Genomic DNA, 18,732 nt, shown 5'->3' on the forward strand with positions numbered 1-18,732 from the left:
CGGCTATTGCCTTGAAAACTCTGAAGAAGACGGAAAACGCCCTTTGTCGCGAAGTAAGCCGTTTGCTTTAAAAGTAAGCCGTTTGCACTCGGTGATGAAATTTTGTGCCGTTCGCAATGATCAGCCGATTGGTGCACCGGTCTCGCCGCGCCCTTTCTTGTGCCAGCGCAGTCATCCTCGGCGTGACCCTGGTCAAGGATGACGCGCGGAGGAGCCCAGGATCGCGGGCCGAGGATGGATCGACTGCCGGGCTCTCCGAGATCCGGACGGTCCGAAAATTTATTTAGGAATAGATTGTTCGCGCGAATTGAGCCGTCGCGATATGAAAGCCGTCGAGATTTTCTCTGTTTTGAAGGCCATCGAGCGACGATTCATCGCTTGACGCCATTCGTTCATTTGTGAATATATTATTCAAACTTGTGAAAGTCCGGAGGCGGAGTCCGGAATAGGGAGGACAGCATGAAAACCTTGATCGCTGCGGCCGCGATGGCTGCATTGTCGTTCTGCGGCATTGCCAACGCGCAGGAATACAGCCTGCGATTCTCGACCTCGCAGGTGAATCCCAACGAGCCCATCATCAAGGCGATGAAGACCTATGCCGAGCGTGTCGGTGAGCGTTCCGGCGGACGCATCGCCATTACCGTCATGACGGGCGATCAGCTCGGCGCGCAAAAAAAGGTCAATGAGATGGTGATGAGCGGCGCAAGCCTGCTCAGCGCCACCGATTATGGTCAGCTAGGCCAGTTCGTGCCGGATCTGTCGATCCTCGCCGGCCCCTATGTCTATCCGGATCTGGCGGCGACGGACCGTCTCTTCGCTTCGGATCTCTACAAGGACCTTTCCGGCAAGCTGGAGGCGCGGGGCATCAAGATCATCATGCCGAACGGCCTGTTCGGCTATCGTCACATCATCGCCAACAAGCCGGTTCGCTCACCCGCGGACCTGGCCGGCGTCACCATTCGCGTCCCCTCGTCGCCGATCATGATGGCGACCTTCGGCAACTACGGAGCAAGGCCGACGGAATTGCCGTGGGGAGATGTCTACAATGCGTTGCAGACCGGAGTCGTCGACGCGGCCGAGGGTCCCTTCGGCTCGATCGCCGGGGCGAAGCTGAACGAGACCCGCAAGGTCATTTCGAAGACCGGCCACCAGATCATGTTCACGGCCTGGGTGGCCTCCAGCCAGTTCTTCAACAGCCTGCCCGAAGACCTGCAGAAGATCCTCCTGGAGGAAGGACAGACGATTGCCAAGGAACTGACGCAGATGACGCTGGAGACGGACGATGCCTATGCAAAGCAGCTCGCCGCCTCCGGCGTGGAGATCGTGACGGATGTCGACATTCCGTCATTCATCGAGGCCTCGCGTGCTGCCTATGAGAAGGTGCCGAACATCACGCCCGGCATCTATGATCAGGTGCAGAAGGCGATGGCAGAGTAGGAGACGCCGGTTTCGAAGAATTAGAGCGGGATGTGGGCGGAAGACCGCGTACACTTTTCTTCACCCCGCTCTTGGACGCAGCTGCCGCGGGGCCGCGTCTTCGCCGGCGTGATCGCGCCCCGAATGCCAAACGGGCCTGCATCGACGCCAGTTCGGATTGCCCCTTAACAATCGAGGCATCATGGAAAGCTCACGCTCGCCGGAGGAGACAATTCCTCTCTTCAGCCTGCGCCGCGCCGATGAGGCAATCGGCGTCGCGGCGCTCCTCGTCATCGTCTTCTCGATCCTCTGGGGGGTCGTCAGCCGTTATGTCTTTCCGCAGCCGGCCGCCTGGACCTATGAACTCGCGATGATGGTCTTCGCCTATCTCGTCTTCTTCGGTGCCGTCGCGGGCGTCCGTCTCGGCACGCATGCGGCGATCGACGTGCTTGTCGCGGCCCTCCCGGACAGCTGGCGGAAAGCCGTCGCCTGGTTCAACTATCTGCTGCTGGCGCTCTTCTTCATCGTCATGACCATCCTCTTCGCCTGGCAGGCCTGGACCTCACGCAATGTGCATACGATCGCACTCGATCTGTCGCGCAGCCTGTCCTATGCGCCTCTGGCGCTCGCCTCCGCCGGGATGTTCGTCCAGCATCTGATCGTCGAGAGGCCCTGGGTCGCCCGTCAGCACCGCAATTTGGAATCGCTGATATGACCCTGTTCCATCTGGCCGGCCCCTCGCTTCTCGTCGTCGTCCTGTTTCTGCTGTCGACGCCGATCACCTGGGCCATGGCGATCGGAGCGTTCGCCTTCTTCCTCATCAATATGGACATGATCCCGCTCGCCAATTTCGCGCAGGAAATGGCTGAAGGCAGTCAATACGTGTCCTTGTTGGCGCTGCCGCTGTTCGTTCTTGCCGGCTGCATCATGAACGCCTCGGGCATCACGCGGCGTCTATTGGCGCTTGCGGACGTGCTCGTCGGCCACATGACGGGCGCGCTGGCGCAGATGTGCACCGTGCTCGGCACCTTGCTCGGCGGACTTACCGCATCTGCCAATGCCGATGCGGCGATGCTCGCCAAGACGCTCGGCGTCGAGATGTCGCAACGGGGCTACAGCCGGGCCTTCGCCGCGGTCATCACATCGTCGGCGGCCATCATCACGAGCCTCATTCCGCCGTCGATCGGCCTTATCGTCTATGGTTTTCTGGCGGAGACGTCCATCGGCCGGCTCTTCGCAGCGGGTGTCATACCTGGCCTCGTGCTGGCGACCGGGCTCATGGTCACCACCTATTTCATCGCCCGCAAGCGTGGTTACAAGCCGTTGCGCAAGGAGCGTGCCACCCGCGCAGAGGGCGTCCGGGCGCTGATCGACGGGCTCTGGGCGCTGTCGATCCCGGTGGTGATCTTCGCCGGTACGCGATACGGTCTTTTCACCACCACCGAAGCCGGTGCGGTGGTGGTCGTCTACGTGCTCTTCGTCGCCGTGTTCGGCTACCGCGAATTCACCTTCCGCCAGATCCCGGAGGTTCTTGCCGAGGCCGTGCGCGATTCGGCCGTGGTCATGATCATGATCTGCGCGGCGGCAGCCTTCGGTTTCTATCTCGCCTGGGAGCAGGTGCCGCAGGCCATGTCCGGCTGGCTCGGCGAAGCCACCGACAATCCGCTCCTGATGCTGCTCCTCATCAACGTCCTGCTGATCGTCATCGGCACGGCGATCGAGGGGTCGGCGGCGCTGATCATCCTGACGCCGATGCTGATCCCGATCATCGACGGCGTGGGCATCGATCGCGTGCATTTCGGCGTCGTCTTCATCACAAACCTGACCATCGCCGGCATCACGCCGCCGGTCGGGGGATTGATGTACATCTCGTCCATGGTGCTGAAAGTGCCGATGATGGCCTATGCCCGCGAGGTGCTGCCTTACCTGGCGATGATGATGGTCATTCTCGTCATGCTGAGCATGTTCCCGCAGCTGTCGCTTTGGCTGCCGAACCTGGTCTATGGGACGACGGCGGTCCAATAGCGCGACGAAATACGACCTCTGCGCCACGGTGGCGCAGAGGTCGGAAACGGCCCTGGTAATCCCGGCCTTCCTACGCAGGTACTGATCATGGATGAGTTCACGCCCACCGTCGGAGTTTCTTCGACACGTCCCGCCGACATGCCGGAAGACCATTCCGCTTTGCCCGTCTGGAACGCCGAAAACTGGTTCTACGAGGATTGGCCCGTCGGTCAGCGCATCCGGTCGTTACGCCGGACGATCGGCGAGAGCGATAGCCATCTCTTCAATACCCTGGTCGTCGACATCCATCCTTATGTCCAGGACCAGATGTTTGCGGAGCGGGAAGGCATCTTCGGCCGTCGCCTCGTTGCCGGCGCCTTCGTGTTCTCGGCCGGTCTCGGCCTCGTCGCTACCAACTGCGTCAACGCCTTTTCCTATGGCTACGACAAACTGCGGTTCATCAAGCCGGTCTTCATAGGCGACACGATCTATACGATCCGCACCAACATGGAAAAAACGCCCCGCTACAAGGACCTTGGGCTCATCCGCGCCAGCTACCAGGTCTTCAAGAACGAGGGCGAGCTGGTGCTCTACTGCGAGCATCTGCAAACGGTGAAATACAAGAACCCGGCGGATTTTGCCGGCAAGACCGAGAAGTAGAGAACAGAGACCGAAGAAAACGAGCTTCCGCTTGCCGGCGTCGTCGTAATCGACATGAGCTCGTTTCTCGGCATCCTGCTGCGCGCCGTTTCTCGTGGCGCAGGCATTATCCTCAATCGCTCGCCGACATATCCACCAACCGCATATACTCATGCGAACACGGAATAAAAACGTTTATATTTTTCGTTGAAATCGTTTTTATCAGCTGATACGGCTTTCGTCGGGAGGCCGATCATGGAAAACACGCAGTCGCCGCGCGCACGGCCGGGGATCAAGGCTTTGGCCGAGGCTACGGGCTATTCCATTGCGACCGTGTCGAAGGCGCTCAACGGCTCTCCCATGGTTGCGCCGGCCACGAAGGCGCTCATCCATCGCGCCGCTGCAGACATCGGCTATCGTGCCAACGCCCGCGGCATGGCGCTGAGGACCGGCCGGACCTGCCAGGCTGCCGTGCTCATGCCGGTAACGGCTGCGCGCGACTATGAATGGGACGGCGTCGAATATACCCAGATCCTCAGCGGCATCAGTCAGGCGCTGGAAGGCAGCGACTATCGGATGTCGGTCCACGTCGTGCGCAATGTGGAGGACGGCTGCGAGGTGGCGCGCCGGATCATCGATGAGGGTCTGGCGGACGGACTGATATTCTCAGGCATACGCGCGGACGACCCGCGCATCGATCTTCTGGTCGAGAGCCGGTTTCCCTTCGTCTCTCTTGGTCGCTGTCGGAAGCCCCTCGACTACGCGCATGTGGACATCGACAACGAATGGGCGGCCCATGCGGCGACCGCCCGGCTGATTGCCGGCGGACACCGGCGGATCGCGCTCGTTAATCCGCTCCGGCATCTCTCCTACGCCGAGGACAGGGTGGACGGCTTCATGCGGGCTTTTCGCGAGGCGGGCCTATCGCCGTCCGACGATCTGATCGCCGAAGGCGACCTATCTACCCATTTCGGCCGCGAGAGCGCGCTCGGGCTTCTCGACGCGGCGCGGCCGCCGACGGCCTTCGTCTGCAGCAACGAGTCGACCACGCTCGGCGTGCTTTCGGGCCTGGGCTCGCGTGGACGGCGGATCGGCGTCGATGTCGACGTGGTCGCCTATGACGACATCAATGTCAGCGCCTATTTCACGCCGCCGATCACGACCTTCTATCAGCCCATCGAAGTTCTCGGGCGAACCCTCGGGGAGTTCCTGCTGCGGCGCATGGCGGGAGAGGATGCGCGGACGTTGAAACAGGTTTTCAGGCCAAGGCTGATCGAGAGGCAGCCCGACAGTCTCGGCGGGCGGCTACCTCACAGCGTTTGAGAAACGACTTTTACAACGGAGGAGAACAATATGAAAAAATTGATGATTGCACTGGCGGTTGCGGTTCTGGCCTCGGGCGGGGCCTTGGCCGCCGATCTCGGCGGGAAGCTGCTGAAGGTCGGCTCGGACACGACCTCGCCGCCGATGGAGAGCGTCGATCCTGCGACCGGCCAGATCGTCGGTTTCGATATCGATGTGGTGAATGCGATCTGCGCCAAGATCAATTGTCAGGCGGAATTCGTGACCACCGGTTGGGACGGCATCTTCGCAGCGCTCGACCAGGGCAACTTCGATCTCGTTGCCTCGGGCGTGTCGATTACCGAGGAACGCAAGAAGGCCATGGACTTCTCGGATCCCTACATCGTCAACAGCCAGGCGGTACTGATGCGGGTCGAGGACCAGGGCGTGTCGCTGGAGGACTTCAAGTCGAAGGGCAAGAAGCTCTCCGCCCAGGCCAACACCACGGATGCGCAGGTCGCCGAGGGGGTGGTCGGCAAAGAAAACGTCGTCGCCTATGACAGCTTCAGCGCCGCGATCATCGCGCTCAAGAACAAAGATGTCGATGGCGTCGTCATCAACGGGGCCAATGCTGCCGCTTACGAACGCGAGTTCGTCGGCGAACTCGTGGTGGCGATCCGGGATCTCGAATCCGATCCGCTCGGCCTCGTCTTCCGCAAGGGCGATGCCAATGTCGCCGCCTTCAACGAAGGTCTGAAGATGATCCGCGACGACGGCACGCTGGATCAGCTCGTCAACAAATACTGGGGCGTGAAGTAACCTCATCCGAGCACCCCCGGAGCGGTCTGCGCTCCGGGGCCGAATTTCTGCGCAGGATCCCCGGGAGGGATGAATGTCGTTCCTGAGAAGCGTGCGGCCCAGCAATCTGATCATTCTGACAGCGCTGCCGTTCATCATCTATCTTTTCGCCTCCTCCGGAGACTACCAACGTTCGCTGAGAGCCATTCTCGGAGTCGAGAACGGCTCGTCCGCCTTCGTACCGGGTTTCCTTGCTCTGCTCGTCGCCTTTGGCTCGGGTGTCGCCGTTCTCGTCTTTTCCCGAGCCAAGGCGCCGCGGCCGCGGCTGGCGCTCGCTGCCGCCGTACTCAATCTCGCTGCGGCGGCCACCGTGCTTCTGAGCGACGCCGTTCACCCCTACCTTGCGTCGGTCGTCGCCAATGCCGTCGACTCCTTCACGTCCGATCTCGTTGTGAAGGGGCTTAGCCCTCGGCAACTCACGGACGCCGCGGACATGACCCTGCGCGGCATCGAGGCCGTGCTTTTTCCGGCCTATTTCGCGCTGACACTGCTCGGCTTCATGCTTTTCTTCGGTGCCGGCAAGGCATTCACGCCGGAAAGCATCATGCGCCGCTTGGGAGCGTTAAGCATCGGCCTCGTCAACGGTGCGGGGCTCCTGTTCATCCTCTTCTTTGCGCATATCGCCTTTGCCGCCGGCGTGGCGACGACGGTTCGCGCAGCCATTGCCGCCTATCTTCTCGCCGCGATCATCGGCCTCATCTGGGTCGGATTGCTTCAGTTGCATTATACGGCGCGCACCAGCATCATCTTCGCGCTCGCGACCCTCGGCCTGACGCTCGTCGCCGCCTGGTTCCTGTTGCAGCCTCGCACGGCCTATGTGCTTGCGGGGCGGCTCGACGGCACGGTCGCGATCGTCAGCAACACGCCGTCCGGCCTCATAGGCGCGGTGCGCTTCGGCCAATATCCGGGCGCGCCCGGTGAAGAGGCGGCGGTGCGAACCTTCCTTGGCCCGGCGGAGGCAGTCGCGGCGATGGAAAAGAACGAGGTGACGGCGGCGCTTCTGCCGTCGGCAGCCGTACCCGGGGGCTTGCCGCTCCTTTGGGAAACGGCGGCCTTGAACGATCGCGACCGGGCCGCAGGCATCACTTTCGCCGTCCTGGCAATTATCCTCGGTCTGCTCACCTTCGGCGGCTATCTGCACCGCCGTCATCCCCTGGCGATCGGCTCGGAGTTCGTCGTCGACACGATTCGCGGCATTCCGATGCTGGTGATCGTGCTCTATGTCGGCCTGCCCTTAAGCGGGGCGCTGAAGGATGCGACACAAGGCGTGCTCGATCCGCCGAACCTGATGCGCGGCATCGTCGCCATGGCGCTCGCCTATTCCGCCTATCTGGCGGAAATCTTCCGCTCCGGCATCAATGCGATCCCGATCGGCCAGATCGAAGCGGCGCGCAGCATCGGGCTCAACCGGTGGCAGACGGCGCGGCTGGTGGTCCTGCCGCAGGCGTTCCGGATCATCATTCCACCGCTCGGCAACGAGCTGATCGCGATCCTCAAGGACACGTCGCTCCTGTCGATTCTGTCGATCCGCGACATCACCCAGCGCATGCGCGAGTTCCAGTCGGCGAGTTTCCTGCCCTTTGCGCCCTATAACTCGGCAGCCATCTTCTACATCTTCCTGACGCTCGCGGCGGCGAGCCTCATCAACATGATCGAGCGGAAATATGACATCAAGCATCGATAGGAGAGGGGAAGAGGGTGCGCGCACGGTGCTGATCACCGGCGCATCGCGGGGCCTTGGTCAGGAACTTGGACGGCAATATGCAGCCGCCGGCTGGCGGGTGATCGCCTGCGGCCGTCAACCTTCGGCGGGGAATGGGGAAACCGGCATCGAACGTCGGATACTCGACGTCACGGACGCCAGCTCGATGGCGGCGCTTGCCGAAAGCCTCGGCGAGCGGCCGATCGATGTCCTCATCAACAATGCCGCAATCCGCGGCGATACAGGCGGACTGTCGACCGTGGAGCCCGAGGATTTCCTGGAGGTGATGCGCGTCAATGCCCTGGCGCCGATCCTGATCGTGCGGGCGCTGCTCCGCAATCTCCTGGCTGGCGGCGATCGCATCGTCGCCAATATCAGCAGCCGCGCAGGATCGCTTGCCGAGGGCACGCTCGACGACGACGAAGGAGACTATGCCTATCGTTGTTCGAAAGCGGCGCTGAACATGGCAACGATCAAGCTCGCCCAGGATCTGCGCCCGCACGGTGTCACCGTGCTGTCGCTCCACCCCGGCTGGGTCAGAACCGATATGGGCGGCCCTCAGGCGAGTGTGCCGGTTGCGGAGAGTGCCGCAGGCCTGAAGGCGATCGTAGGCAGGACCGGGCTCGCCGAGAGCGGCAGCTTCCGGGCCTTCGACGGCAGAACGGTATCGTGGTGAAGCGAGTGGAACGATGACGACGAGCGAGATCAAGAACGTGCAGGGAATAGCAGCGATCGAGGCCCTGCTTGCCGCCGAATACGGCATCGCGGGAGAAATCCTGGCGCTGCCCGGCGAGCACGATCTCAATTTCCGCATTCAGGCGAGCGACGGTCGCGCGTTCCTGCTGAAGCTGCATGCCCTCGGCGCGCCCGAGGAGCTCGACATGCAGATCGCGGTTCTCGACCATCTCGCGCGCGAGGCGACGGAGCTGCCTGTCGCGAAGGCCCTGCCGAGCCGCTCCGGCGCCTCGTTCACCCGCGTCGAATTCAATGGAGAGCGCGTCGCACGTCTTCTGACGTGGCTGCCCGGGGAAACCTGGGCACGAGCCGCCAACCGCTCGAGCAACAGCGTCGAGACCCTTGGGGCGCTGCTCGGCAAGCTCGACCGCAGCCTCGCCGGTTTCTCTCATCCCGGGACCAGGAGAGAGTACGCCTGGGATATAGCCCGGGCGGAGATGCACCTCGCCAATGTCGATCTGATCGAGGGTATGGAGAAGCGGCGAGCGGTTCGCGCGATCCTCGAGCACTTCGTCTCCACGGTGCTGCCGCGCCTTAAGGCTTGCCCCCGGCAGGTCATCCATAATGATGCCAATGACTATAACGTCCTCGTCGGCGCCGACGGCTGCGTCAGCGGACTGCTCGACTTCGGCGATATGGTCGAGAGCAATCGCGTGGTGGAAGTGGCGGTCGCTTCCGCCTATGCGCTGATCGGTTCGCCGGATCCGATCGGCGCCATCGCGCGGCTGGCTGGCGGCTATCACGGCGTCAATCCGCTCGGCGAAACGGAGGCCGAGCTGATCTTCGATCTCGTGCGCACCCGCTATGCCGTCAGCATGTGCATGGCGGCGAGGCAGATCCGCGACAACCCCGAAAACACCTATCTGCTCGTCAGCCAGGAGGACGTCTGGCGGGAACTGAGACGCCTCGAGCAAGATAACCGGCCCTTTGCCATCGCCCGCCTTCGCGACGCCTGCGGTTTTGCACCGATTCCGAAGGCCGCGCGGGTGGTGCGGTGGCTGGAGAGCAATGCTCATGATTTTTCGGGCGTCATCAAGCCGGGCATCGCAAGACCGAAACCAGCCGTCTTCGATTTTTCCGCGAACAGCTCCGAGACCTGGGCAGGTCTCGACAAGGACGTGGCGCAAGCGCGCATCGAAGCACATATTCGTGCGGAGGGGGCGGATTTCGGCCTTGGCCTCTACGGAGAGGACAGAGCGGTCTACAAGGGTGACGCTTACCAGGCGACTGCAAGCCTGCGCCGCACGATTCACCTTGGCATCGATCTCTTCGCTCCCGCCAACGAGCCGGTGCATGCACCCTTCGCCGGCAAGGTCGCATTTTACCATGACGACGCGGTCCCTTACGGTTTCGGACCGACCATTCTGCTCGAACATAGGACGGGCGAGGGCGACGCGTTCTGGACGCTCTACGGACATCTCTCCCGTGAAAGCGCCTCACGGCTGTCGATCGGCCAGCCGGTCGCCAGGGGCGAAGCTTTCGCGGCCATGGGGAATCGCGCCGAAAACGGCGGGTGGGTTCCGCATCTGCATTTCCAGATCGTCACCGATCATCTCGGCCTCGAGGGTCGCATGCACGGCGTCGGCGTCAAAGAGCAGTGGCAGGTCTGGCGAGAGATCAGCCCCGATCCGAGCGTCGTGCTCGGCCTTTCCGTTCCGGCGTCGGTGATCGTCGAGCGCGGCAAGGCGTTCCTGGTGCGCGAACGCCAGCGCCGCATCGGTCGCTCCCTAAGCATCGCCTACGGCTCGGCGCCTCTCAAGATCGTTGCCGGCGAGGGCGCCTACCTGATCGATGACGAGGGCACGCGCTGGCTCGACATGGTCAACAATGTCTGCCACGTCGGCCATTGCCATCCGCGCGTCGTCAAGGCGGCGCAGATGCAGATGGCGCGGCTCAATACCAATTCGCGCTATCTGCATGACGGTCTGGTGGAATATTCGCGCCGGCTTGCGGCGCTCTTCCCTGATCCGCTGAACGTCTGCTTCTTCGTCAATTCCGGCAGTGAGGCCAACGATCTCGCGATCCGGCTGGCGCGCGCCTATACCGGCAACCGCGACGTCATTACCGTCGATCACGCCTATCACGGCCATCTGACAAGCCTGATCGATGTCAGTCCCTATAAATTCGCGGGCAAGAGCGGGGAAGGGCGGCCGGCGCATGTGCGGGTCGCCGAAATGCCGGACCTCTATCGTGGACGCTATCGCTATGGCGATACAGACGCGGGGCGCAAATATGCCGAGGACGTGAAGCGTCAGATCGATGCTCTGGCGGCGGAAGGGCGCAAACCCGCGCTCTTCTTCAGTGAGGGCATCCTCGGCACGGGCGGTCAACTGGTGCTCCCGGAAGGCTATCTCAGAGGGGCCTATGCGCATGTGCGTGCGGCCGGTGGGTTGTGCCTCGCTGACGAGGTCCAGGTGGGGTTCGGCCGTGTCGGCAGTCATATGTGGGCGCATGAAACGCAAGGAGTCGTGCCCGACATAGTCACCATGGGCAAGCCGATCGGCAACGGCCACCCGATGGCGGCGGTGGTGACCACCGAGGCGATTGCCGCGGCCTTTGCAAACGGAATGGAATATTTCAACACGTTCGGCGGAAACCCGGTATCGGCCGAGATCGGCCTCGCCGTGCTCGACATCATCCGCGATGAGCGCCTCATGCACCATTGTGCGGTCGTCGGAAACCGTCTGATGGATGGAGCGCGCGAACTCGCCAGCCGCCATACGATCATCGGCGACGTGCGCGGTTACGGTCTCTTCAACGGAATCGAGCTCGTGCGTGATCCCGACACCCTTGAGCCGGCCGCAGCGGAGCTCGACTTCGTCATTGCCGAAATGAAGGAGAGGCACCGCATCCTGCTGTCGAGCGAGGGGCCGCAGCACAACGTGCTGAAAATCAAGCCGCCTGCGCCCTTCAGCGCAGACGATTGCGACCGTTTCCTCGAGGCCCTCGACGCGGTGCTGGCGCAGGTAAAGGCCGCCCGATGGAAGTTTCCTCTTTACAACAAAGTTAAACGTTTTTATTCCATAAAAAAACGTTTAACGAACTGATGAGCAAGCGGTTGATCAGCCGCCTGCCGGGAGGGGAGCTTGGCCACAATTCGCATCGACAATCTTCGCAAGTCCTTCGGCTCCCATGAAATTTTGAAGGGCATCGATCTCGAGATCGCCGACGGCGAGTTCGTCTGCTTTCTGGGGCCGTCCGGCTGCGGCAAGAGCACGCTCCTGCGCTCGATCGCCGGACTTGAAAATCTCGACGGGGGATCGATCCGACTCGGCGACCGCGACATCACCGATCTGCCGTCCGCCAGGCGCGACATCGCCATGGTCTTCCAGAATTACGCGCTCTATCCGCATATGAACGTGCGCAAGAACCTTTCCTTCGGCCTTGCGCTGAACGGCATGAAGCGAAACGAGATCGACCGGCGTGTCAACAATGCGGCCGAAATTCTGAGGATCACGGAGCTCCTGGGCCGCAAGCCCCGCCAGCTTTCCGGCGGCCAGCGTCAGCGTGTGGCGATCGGCAGGGCGATCGTGCGCGAGCCGAAGCTCTTCCTGCTAGACGAGCCGCTCTCCAATCTCGATGCCGGTTTAAGAGTGACGATGCGCGTCGAACTGGCGGCGCTGCACGAACGCCTCGGCGTGACGATGATCTATGTGACGCATGATCAGGTGGAGGCCATGACCCTCTCCGATCGGGTCGTGGTGCTCGACAAGGGACGCGTCAGCCAGTTCGGCACGCCGCTCGAACTGTTCTATCGTCCGGCAAATCTCTTCGTCGCCGGCTTCATCGGTTCACCGCGGATGAACTTCCTGCCGGCGGGTGTCGCGGAGCAGGTTGCGACCCGCGTGACGCTTGCCGGAGGCGGCTTATCGCGGCCGGTGACGCTCGATACCTGTTCGTCCGAGCCGCTCAACCGGGATCGTCCGGTCACCCTCGGAATTCGCCCCGACAAGCTCGAATTGACTTCGCCGGAGGAGGCGCATCTCGCCGGCACGGTGAGGCTCGTCGAGCGGCTCGGCACGGAAAGTCACGTTCATATCGGTGTCGAGGGCGGTGGTGATCTGACCGCCGTGGTGCGCGGCACCCATCCGGTCGCGAGCCGAGATCAAGTTCATCTCCGCCTGCCCCCCGAGCACTGCCATCTGTTCGATGCCGAAGGCACGGCGATCGCGAGGCGGCTCGATCCGGAAACGAAGGCACTTATCGATAACGAGAAGGCAAGGGGCGCGCGTGCGCCGGTTTTGGAGGAGAGACATGCCTGATATGAAAACGACGATCATCGGAGCGCTTTTGGCCCTGTCGGTTGCCGGCGCGGCGACTGCGCGCGCAGAGGAGGTCTTGCGTTTCGCGACCTGGGACACGGGCGAGAGCCTTGCCATCCAGCAGGCGATCGCCAAAAAATTCGAAGAGAAGCACCCCGGCGTGAAGGTTCAGGTCGAACCCTATGCCGAGGGTTACGACCAGAAGCTCGTCGCCGCCTTCGGAGCGGGCAATCCGCCCGATGTCATGTATATGTGGAACTTCCCGCAATACGACACGTCGCTGATGCCGCTCGATGAGCTGATCGCGCGCGATTCGGCCGAGATCAAGCCGGACGATTTTCGGGAAGGCCTGATGAACACGACGCGTATCGAGGGCAAGACCTACGGCATGCCCTCGGGATTCACCACCCAGGTGGTCTTCTACAACAAGGAAATGTTCGCAAAGGCGGGTGTCGAAGAGCCGAAGGAGGGCTGGACCTGGGACGATCTGCGCGCAAAGGCAGCCAAGTTCCGCGACGAGGCCGGCAAGGTCTACGGGTTCGCCGTCGACGCCAAGCCGGACCCCTATGATTTCGAGCAGTTCCTGTGGTCGAACGGCACGAAATACATCTCCGACGACGGCAAGGAGATCGATGGCTACATGAATAGCGACGCGGCCGCCGCCGTGCTCGGCATGTTCGCCGACATGGCCAGGAAAGAGGAAGCCGTGACGCTGCACCTCGGGGACGAAACGGGGGGTGACACGCTGTTCCAGGGCGGCAAGATCGCCATGTTCCAGAGCGCCATGTGGGACAAGGCAGATATCGATGCCGCCGGCTTCAGCTATGGCGTCGCGCCGCTGCCGACATTCGGCGACCGTCCCGCCCATTCGGCACTCGGCGTTTCGGCGATCTCCATCGCCAAGGACGCCGCCCATCCCGACCTCGCCTGGGAATTCGTGAAGTTCTTCTCCTCGCCCGACTCGGTCGCGATGCGCGTCAACGACCTGCCGGTGCGCAAGAGCGTGGCCGAGGCGAAAGGGATGACGAAGGACCCTGTGTACAAGCCCTTCTTCGATATTCTCGCCAACTCCAACACCGAAAGGCACGCCTATCTGAAGAACGCCAACTGGGGCAAGATTCAGGACAATCTGGCGCGCGCCATCGAGGCGACGATGATCGACCAGGGCAATGCCAAGGCCCATCTCGACGATGCGGTCAAGCGCTCCAAGCGCCTGCTGAAGTAAGGAGTGCGGGGGATGGACATGGCTGCCCATACGGGACCGAAGGCGGAGGTCGTTCGGCGCAGACGAGCGAATGCCGGGCGGCATCTTGCGCCGTTCCTGTTCATCTCCCCATGGATACTGGGGTTCCTCTTCTTCACCCTCGGCCCACTCTGCTTCTCGCTGACGATGAGCTTTTTCGACTGGCCCGTCGTCGGCGAGCGCACCTTCGTCGGACTCGACAACTACCGCTCGATGTTCATGGAGGACCCGCAATTCCGGGAAAGCCTCTGGATCACGGTGAAGTTCGCGGCGATCTACGTGCCGTTCAACATCGTCATGTCGTTCCTGCTGGCGCTGTTGCTGCACCATGCGACTTTCGCCAGCGGCTTCTTTCGCACGGTGTTCTATTTGCCGAGCGTGATCTCGGGCGTTGCGCTTGTGACGATCTGGAGCTGGATCTACAGCAGGGAATACGGACTGTTGAACTTCATGCTCTCGCTCGTCGGCATCGATGGACCGAACTGGCTCGGCGATCCCAGCCTGGCGCTGGTCGCCATCATCGTCGCAAGCCTCTGGGGCCTCGGCGGTACGATGCTGATCCTTCTCACCGGTCTCAAGGCCATTCCGAAAGAGCTCTACGAGGCCGCGACCGTCTCGGGGGTTCCGGGTTGGGCGCAGATGGTGTTCATCACGCTGCCGATGCTCGGGCCGATGCTGATCTTCACCTTCATCACCTCGATCATCTCCGCATTCCAGCAGCTGACGATAGCGCTTCTGCTGACGAAGGGCGGCCCTCTCGGCTCCACCTATTTCTTTGCCATGTACATCTACGACAACGCCTTCAAATATTTCGACATGGGGTACGCCGCCGCCGGCTCCTGGGTGATGTTCGTCATCGTGTTGACGCTCAGCCTCGTCGTCATGCGCTGGTCCGCCGCATGGGTCTATTACGAGGGCGAGGTCCGGCCGGCCGATGGAGACCGCGATGCGTAAGACCGTCCTCTATGCGACGCTGATCCTGCTGTCGGCCCTGTTCATCGCGCCGTTCTACTGGACCTTCATGACGGCGGTCAAAAGCACGGCGGAGCTATATCGGTTCCCACCGGTCCTTTGGCCGTCCGAGTGGCACTGGGAGAATTTTGCAGCCGCCTGGAACAAGCAGCCCTTCGGCACCTATCTTTCGAACTCGCTGATCGTCGTCGTCCTTTCGACGATCGGCCAGCTTCTTTCGAGTTCGCTCGTCGCCTTCGGCTTCGCCCGCTTCCGGTTTCCTGGACGCGACGCCCTGTTCGTGCTGCTGCTCGCGACCATGATGATACCCTGGGACGTGAAGATGATTCCGCTCTACATGGAGTTCAACATGCTGGGCTGGATCAACACGCTCAAACCCCTGATCGTGCCCGCCTATTTCGCCGACGCCTTCTTCGTTTTCCTGCTTCGCCAATACATCATGACGATACCGATGGAGATCGACGAAGCAGCCCGCATGGACGGAGCGAACAGCTTCGACATCTACTGGCGCATCCATCTGCCTCTGATGCTGCCGGCCCTGGTGCTGGTCGGTACCTTCCATTTCATGAATGCGTGGAACGACTATCTGGGGCCGTTGATCTTCCTCAACGATCAGTCGAAGTACACGCTCACCCTCGGGCTTTCGATGTTCAAGGGCCTGCATGAGATCGACGTCACCTCGATCGCAGCGATCACCGTCATCCTCTGCCTGCCGCCGCTCGCCCTCTTCTTCCTGGCGCAGCGCTATGTCATGGATGGAGCCGTCGGCTCTTCGGTGAAGGGATAGGCAATGCTGTTCGATATCGACCATGTTCCCTTCAGCCGAAAGGGGCGCTTCCTGACGCTGTCGACGATGCGTGTTCCCGGTCGTGACGGCGAGCGTGCGCTTTACCTCAGACGCGTCAGCGGCGGCGACGAGCGTCCTTCGCTCGGACGGCTGTGTCGTGTCGAGTTCCTGGACGGGGAAGGCCGGCCGGCGGCGACGCGCTTCCAACTGTCGCCGGATCAGCTTGTGGCGCGGACCGGCGAAGGCATCGTCCGCTTCGTCATCGGAGACGGCGAGCGGTTGCACATTCGCGGCGAAAATGCCGGCGTGCGTTTCCATGTCGAAGGATCGCGCTACGATTATGTCTACCGCACGCCCGGCGGCGAATGGTGCCTCGTTGCAGCGGGTGAGAACATGAAATTCATTCCGCGGGGCCGTCTTGGTGAACTCGCCGTTTCCGGCAAGTGGGACAGGGACCGGTCCACCGATGTTTCCTTTACGCTTTCGGGCGAGGGGACATTCGAGGGCAATGTCGATTTCTTTCGCGCCCTCCCGCCGCCGGAAGGACCCGGCAGCTTCGAGGAGGCACATGCAGCCGTTACAGCCGAGTTCGGTGCCTGGTATCGATCGATCCCGGCGGGTGTCCCCGGACAGGAGGAAGCGCAACGGCTCGCGGCCTATCTCCTGTGGGCGAATACCGTGCCGGCCGAAGGCGTGCTGACGCGGCCGGCGATCTACATGTCGAAAAACGGCATGATCAACATCTGGAGCTGGGACAATGTTTTCTCGGCACTCGGCGTTGCCGCCTTCGACGAAGAGCTCGCCTTCGGCCAGTTCGCAGCGATCTTCGACCATCAGGACGCTTCCGGCCTGCTGCCGGACTACGTCAACGACCGCGAAGCGCTCTTCGCCTTCACCAAGCCCCCCGTTCACGGCTGGGCCGTCTCCTGCATGGCGCGCGAAAATCCCGGTTTCCTGACGCCGGAACGCCGAGCCTATCTGCGCGATGCGATCGGCAGGCAGGTCTCCTACTGGCTGACCCACGGCCGCGCCGGCAACAATGTGTTGCCGAGCTACTTCCACGGCAATGACAGCGGCTGGGATAATGCGAGCTTCTTTGCCGAAGGCGGCCCGGTTCTGTCACCCGACCTTCCGGTCTTCCTCATCCTGGCCTGCGAGGCGCTTGCCAACCTGCTGGAGGATGATCCGGGAAAAGCAGCCCGATGGTTGCGTATCGCCGACGAACTTCAAGCGCTCCTCGTCGGCACGCTCTGGACCGGCGAGACTTTTGCCGCGCGTCTTGCCGCCGATCCCGAACGAATTCTTCCGGGCGAGAGCCTGATCCAGTTCATGCCGCTGCTGCTGGGCTCCCGCTTGCCGGCAGCAATGTGCCGCCAGCTCGTCGCCCGGCTGGTCGAAGGCGCGTTCATCACCGATTGGGGCCCGGCGACGGAGAGCCCCCGGAGTCCCTTTTACGAGGACGATGGTTACTGGCGCGGACCCATCTGGGCGCCGACGACCTATCTCCTGTGGGATGGACTGCGCCGCCAAGGCGAGGGTGCATTGGCGCGGGAAATCGCGCAGAAGTTCTGTGCACTTGCCAACGCACACGGTATGGCCGAAAACTTCGACGCGCGCTCGGGCAGGGGCCTTCGGGACCGGGCATTCGCCTGGACGTCCGCAGTCTATCTGCTGCTGGCGCAATCCCTCCGCGACGAAAAACCGGTGAAGAGTTGAAGCCGTCATGCAGCGACCGACCATAAAGACGATAGCGCGGGAAACGGGACTGTCGATTGCGACGGTCTCCAAGGCCCTGAAGCATTCTCCGCAGGTTCGCCCGGAGACCAGGGCCGTCGTGCTCGATGCGGCCGAGCGCGTGGGCTACGAGCTCAATCTTCATGGCGTGCAGCTGCGCACCGGCAAGACCTATCAGGTTGCCGCCATCATGACGGCGCCGGGCCCGAAGGAAAACGAATGGGAGGGCGTGGAATATGCGCAACTCCTCAGCGGTATTTCCTGGGCGCTGGAAGAAAGCCCCTATCGCGTCTCGCTCTACGCCGTGCGCGACTTCGAGGAAAGCCAGGAAACGATCAGTCAGATCGTTTCGATGAAGAAGGCGGACAGCATCATCATCTCGGGCACGCGCGCCGACGATCCGCGGATCCGCTTGATGCAGGAAGCGGAGTTCCCCTTCGTGACCTACGGCATGAGCATCCACAATGCGCCGCATGCCTATGTCGATGCCGACAACGAGCAGATGATCCGCCTGTCCGTGGCGCGGTTGATCGAGCGCGGCCACAGGCGTATCGCGCTGCTCAATCCGAAAGAGCAGTTCGCCTATGGCGTCGTCCGTCTGGAAAGCTACCGCAAAGCGCTCGAAAAGGCAGGCCTGCCCTACGATCCCGCCCTCGTCGCTCATGGTCGGCTGACGCCGGCATTCGGCCGGGAGAATGTGGTGACCATGTCTGCGCTTGCCGATCCGCCCACCGCCTATATCTGTGCCAACGAAGCCACCGCGCTCGGGGCCTTTTCCGGCTTCCACGCGCGCGGGCTGGTGCATGGGCGTGACGCGGTCATCAATGCGACCGACGACTTGAACGTCAGCCACTATTTCGCACCGCCGATCACGAGCTACTACCTGCCGATCGGCGAGCCGAGCGCGCTGCTCGGCAAGTTCATCCTGCGGCGGATGGAGGGAGAGCCGCCCGAGGCCCTGCAGACGCTCCTGATGCCGGATCTCATCGAGCGCTCGGACGACCGGCTGAGGCCGGAACGATGACCGGCCAAGATGCCGCAACGCTCCGGCGCGCAATATAAACGTTTACATCAGCCAGACCGGATCGCAATTGTCGCG

Annotated in this window: 15 protein-coding genes; all 15 read left to right on the forward strand. The window is 62.3% G+C overall.

The window, feature by feature from the left end; translation table 11 throughout:
* The first annotated feature begins 459 nt into the window (after positions 1–459).
* The 15 genes from M1D34_RS19605 (at position 460) to M1D34_RS19675 (ending at position 18,657) form a co-directional block, all read left to right on the forward strand.
* Positions 460–1,437 (forward strand): C4-dicarboxylate TRAP transporter substrate-binding protein, encoded by a 978-nt coding sequence (locus M1D34_RS19605; protein ID WP_017271848.1) that lies wholly within the window; start codon positions 460–462, stop codon positions 1,435–1,437.
* Positions 1,438–1,618: 181 nt separating this feature from the next.
* Positions 1,619–2,131, forward strand: a complete 513-nt coding sequence (locus tag M1D34_RS19610; protein ID WP_010975939.1) for a TRAP transporter small permease — start codon at positions 1,619–1,621, stop codon at positions 2,129–2,131.
* Positions 2,128–3,441 carry a TRAP transporter large permease gene (locus M1D34_RS19615; protein ID WP_498783798.1) on the forward strand — a complete coding sequence of 438 codons (1,314 nt, stop codon included), beginning with the start codon at positions 2,128–2,130 and terminating at the stop codon, positions 3,439–3,441. Before M1D34_RS19610 ends, M1D34_RS19615 begins: the two co-directional genes overlap by 4 nt.
* A gap of 87 nt (positions 3,442–3,528) precedes the next feature.
* Positions 3,529–4,080 (forward strand): MaoC family dehydratase, encoded by a 552-nt coding sequence (locus tag M1D34_RS19620; protein ID WP_015242959.1) that lies wholly within the window; start codon positions 3,529–3,531, stop codon positions 4,078–4,080.
* Between the two features lie 234 nt (positions 4,081–4,314).
* Complete coding sequence (locus M1D34_RS19625) at positions 4,315–5,382, forward strand: LacI family DNA-binding transcriptional regulator (protein ID WP_498783799.1); 1,068 nt, start codon at positions 4,315–4,317, stop codon at positions 5,380–5,382.
* A gap of 30 nt (positions 5,383–5,412) precedes the next feature.
* Complete coding sequence (locus M1D34_RS19630; RefSeq protein WP_127581308.1) at positions 5,413–6,159, forward strand: transporter substrate-binding domain-containing protein; 747 nt, start codon at positions 5,413–5,415, stop codon at positions 6,157–6,159.
* A gap of 73 nt (positions 6,160–6,232) precedes the next feature.
* Positions 6,233–7,882 carry an amino acid ABC transporter permease gene (locus M1D34_RS19635; protein WP_498783802.1) on the forward strand — a complete coding sequence of 550 codons (1,650 nt, stop codon included), beginning with the start codon at positions 6,233–6,235 and terminating at the stop codon, positions 7,880–7,882.
* A 25-nt stretch (positions 7,883–7,907) separates the two neighbouring features.
* Entirely contained in the window at positions 7,908–8,576 is a 669-nt protein-coding gene (locus M1D34_RS19640) for an SDR family oxidoreductase (protein WP_498784314.1), read from the forward strand.
* Between the two features lie 13 nt (positions 8,577–8,589).
* Positions 8,590–11,682, forward strand: a complete 3,093-nt coding sequence (locus M1D34_RS19645; RefSeq protein ID WP_498783804.1) for an aminotransferase class III-fold pyridoxal phosphate-dependent enzyme — start codon at positions 8,590–8,592, stop codon at positions 11,680–11,682.
* Positions 11,683–11,721: 39 nt separating this feature from the next.
* Positions 11,722–12,897 carry an ABC transporter ATP-binding protein gene (locus M1D34_RS19650; protein ID WP_498783805.1) on the forward strand — a complete coding sequence of 392 codons (1,176 nt, stop codon included), beginning with the start codon at positions 11,722–11,724 and terminating at the stop codon, positions 12,895–12,897.
* On the forward strand, positions 12,890–14,122 hold the full coding sequence (locus M1D34_RS19655) for an ABC transporter substrate-binding protein (protein ID WP_498783807.1): 1,233 nt from the start codon (positions 12,890–12,892) through the stop codon (positions 14,120–14,122). The genes M1D34_RS19650 and M1D34_RS19655 overlap by 8 nt, the downstream gene beginning before the upstream one ends.
* A gap of 12 nt (positions 14,123–14,134) precedes the next feature.
* Positions 14,135–15,094, forward strand: a complete 960-nt coding sequence (locus M1D34_RS19660; RefSeq protein WP_004434865.1) for a carbohydrate ABC transporter permease — start codon at positions 14,135–14,137, stop codon at positions 15,092–15,094.
* Positions 15,087–15,899, forward strand: coding sequence for a carbohydrate ABC transporter permease (locus M1D34_RS19665; protein ID WP_498783809.1), 813 nt, complete (start codon positions 15,087–15,089; stop codon positions 15,897–15,899). Before M1D34_RS19660 ends, M1D34_RS19665 begins: the two co-directional genes overlap by 8 nt.
* Positions 15,900–15,902: 3 nt before the next feature.
* Positions 15,903–17,615 (forward strand): amylo-alpha-1,6-glucosidase, encoded by a 1,713-nt coding sequence (locus M1D34_RS19670; RefSeq protein WP_498783811.1) that lies wholly within the window; start codon positions 15,903–15,905, stop codon positions 17,613–17,615.
* A 7-nt stretch (positions 17,616–17,622) separates the two neighbouring features.
* Positions 17,623–18,657, forward strand: coding sequence for a LacI family DNA-binding transcriptional regulator (locus tag M1D34_RS19675; protein WP_498783813.1), 1,035 nt, complete (start codon positions 17,623–17,625; stop codon positions 18,655–18,657).
* Positions 18,658–18,732 lie beyond the last annotated feature (75 nt).

The sequence above is a fragment of the Ensifer sp. D2-11 genome (genome assembly GCF_054161295.1).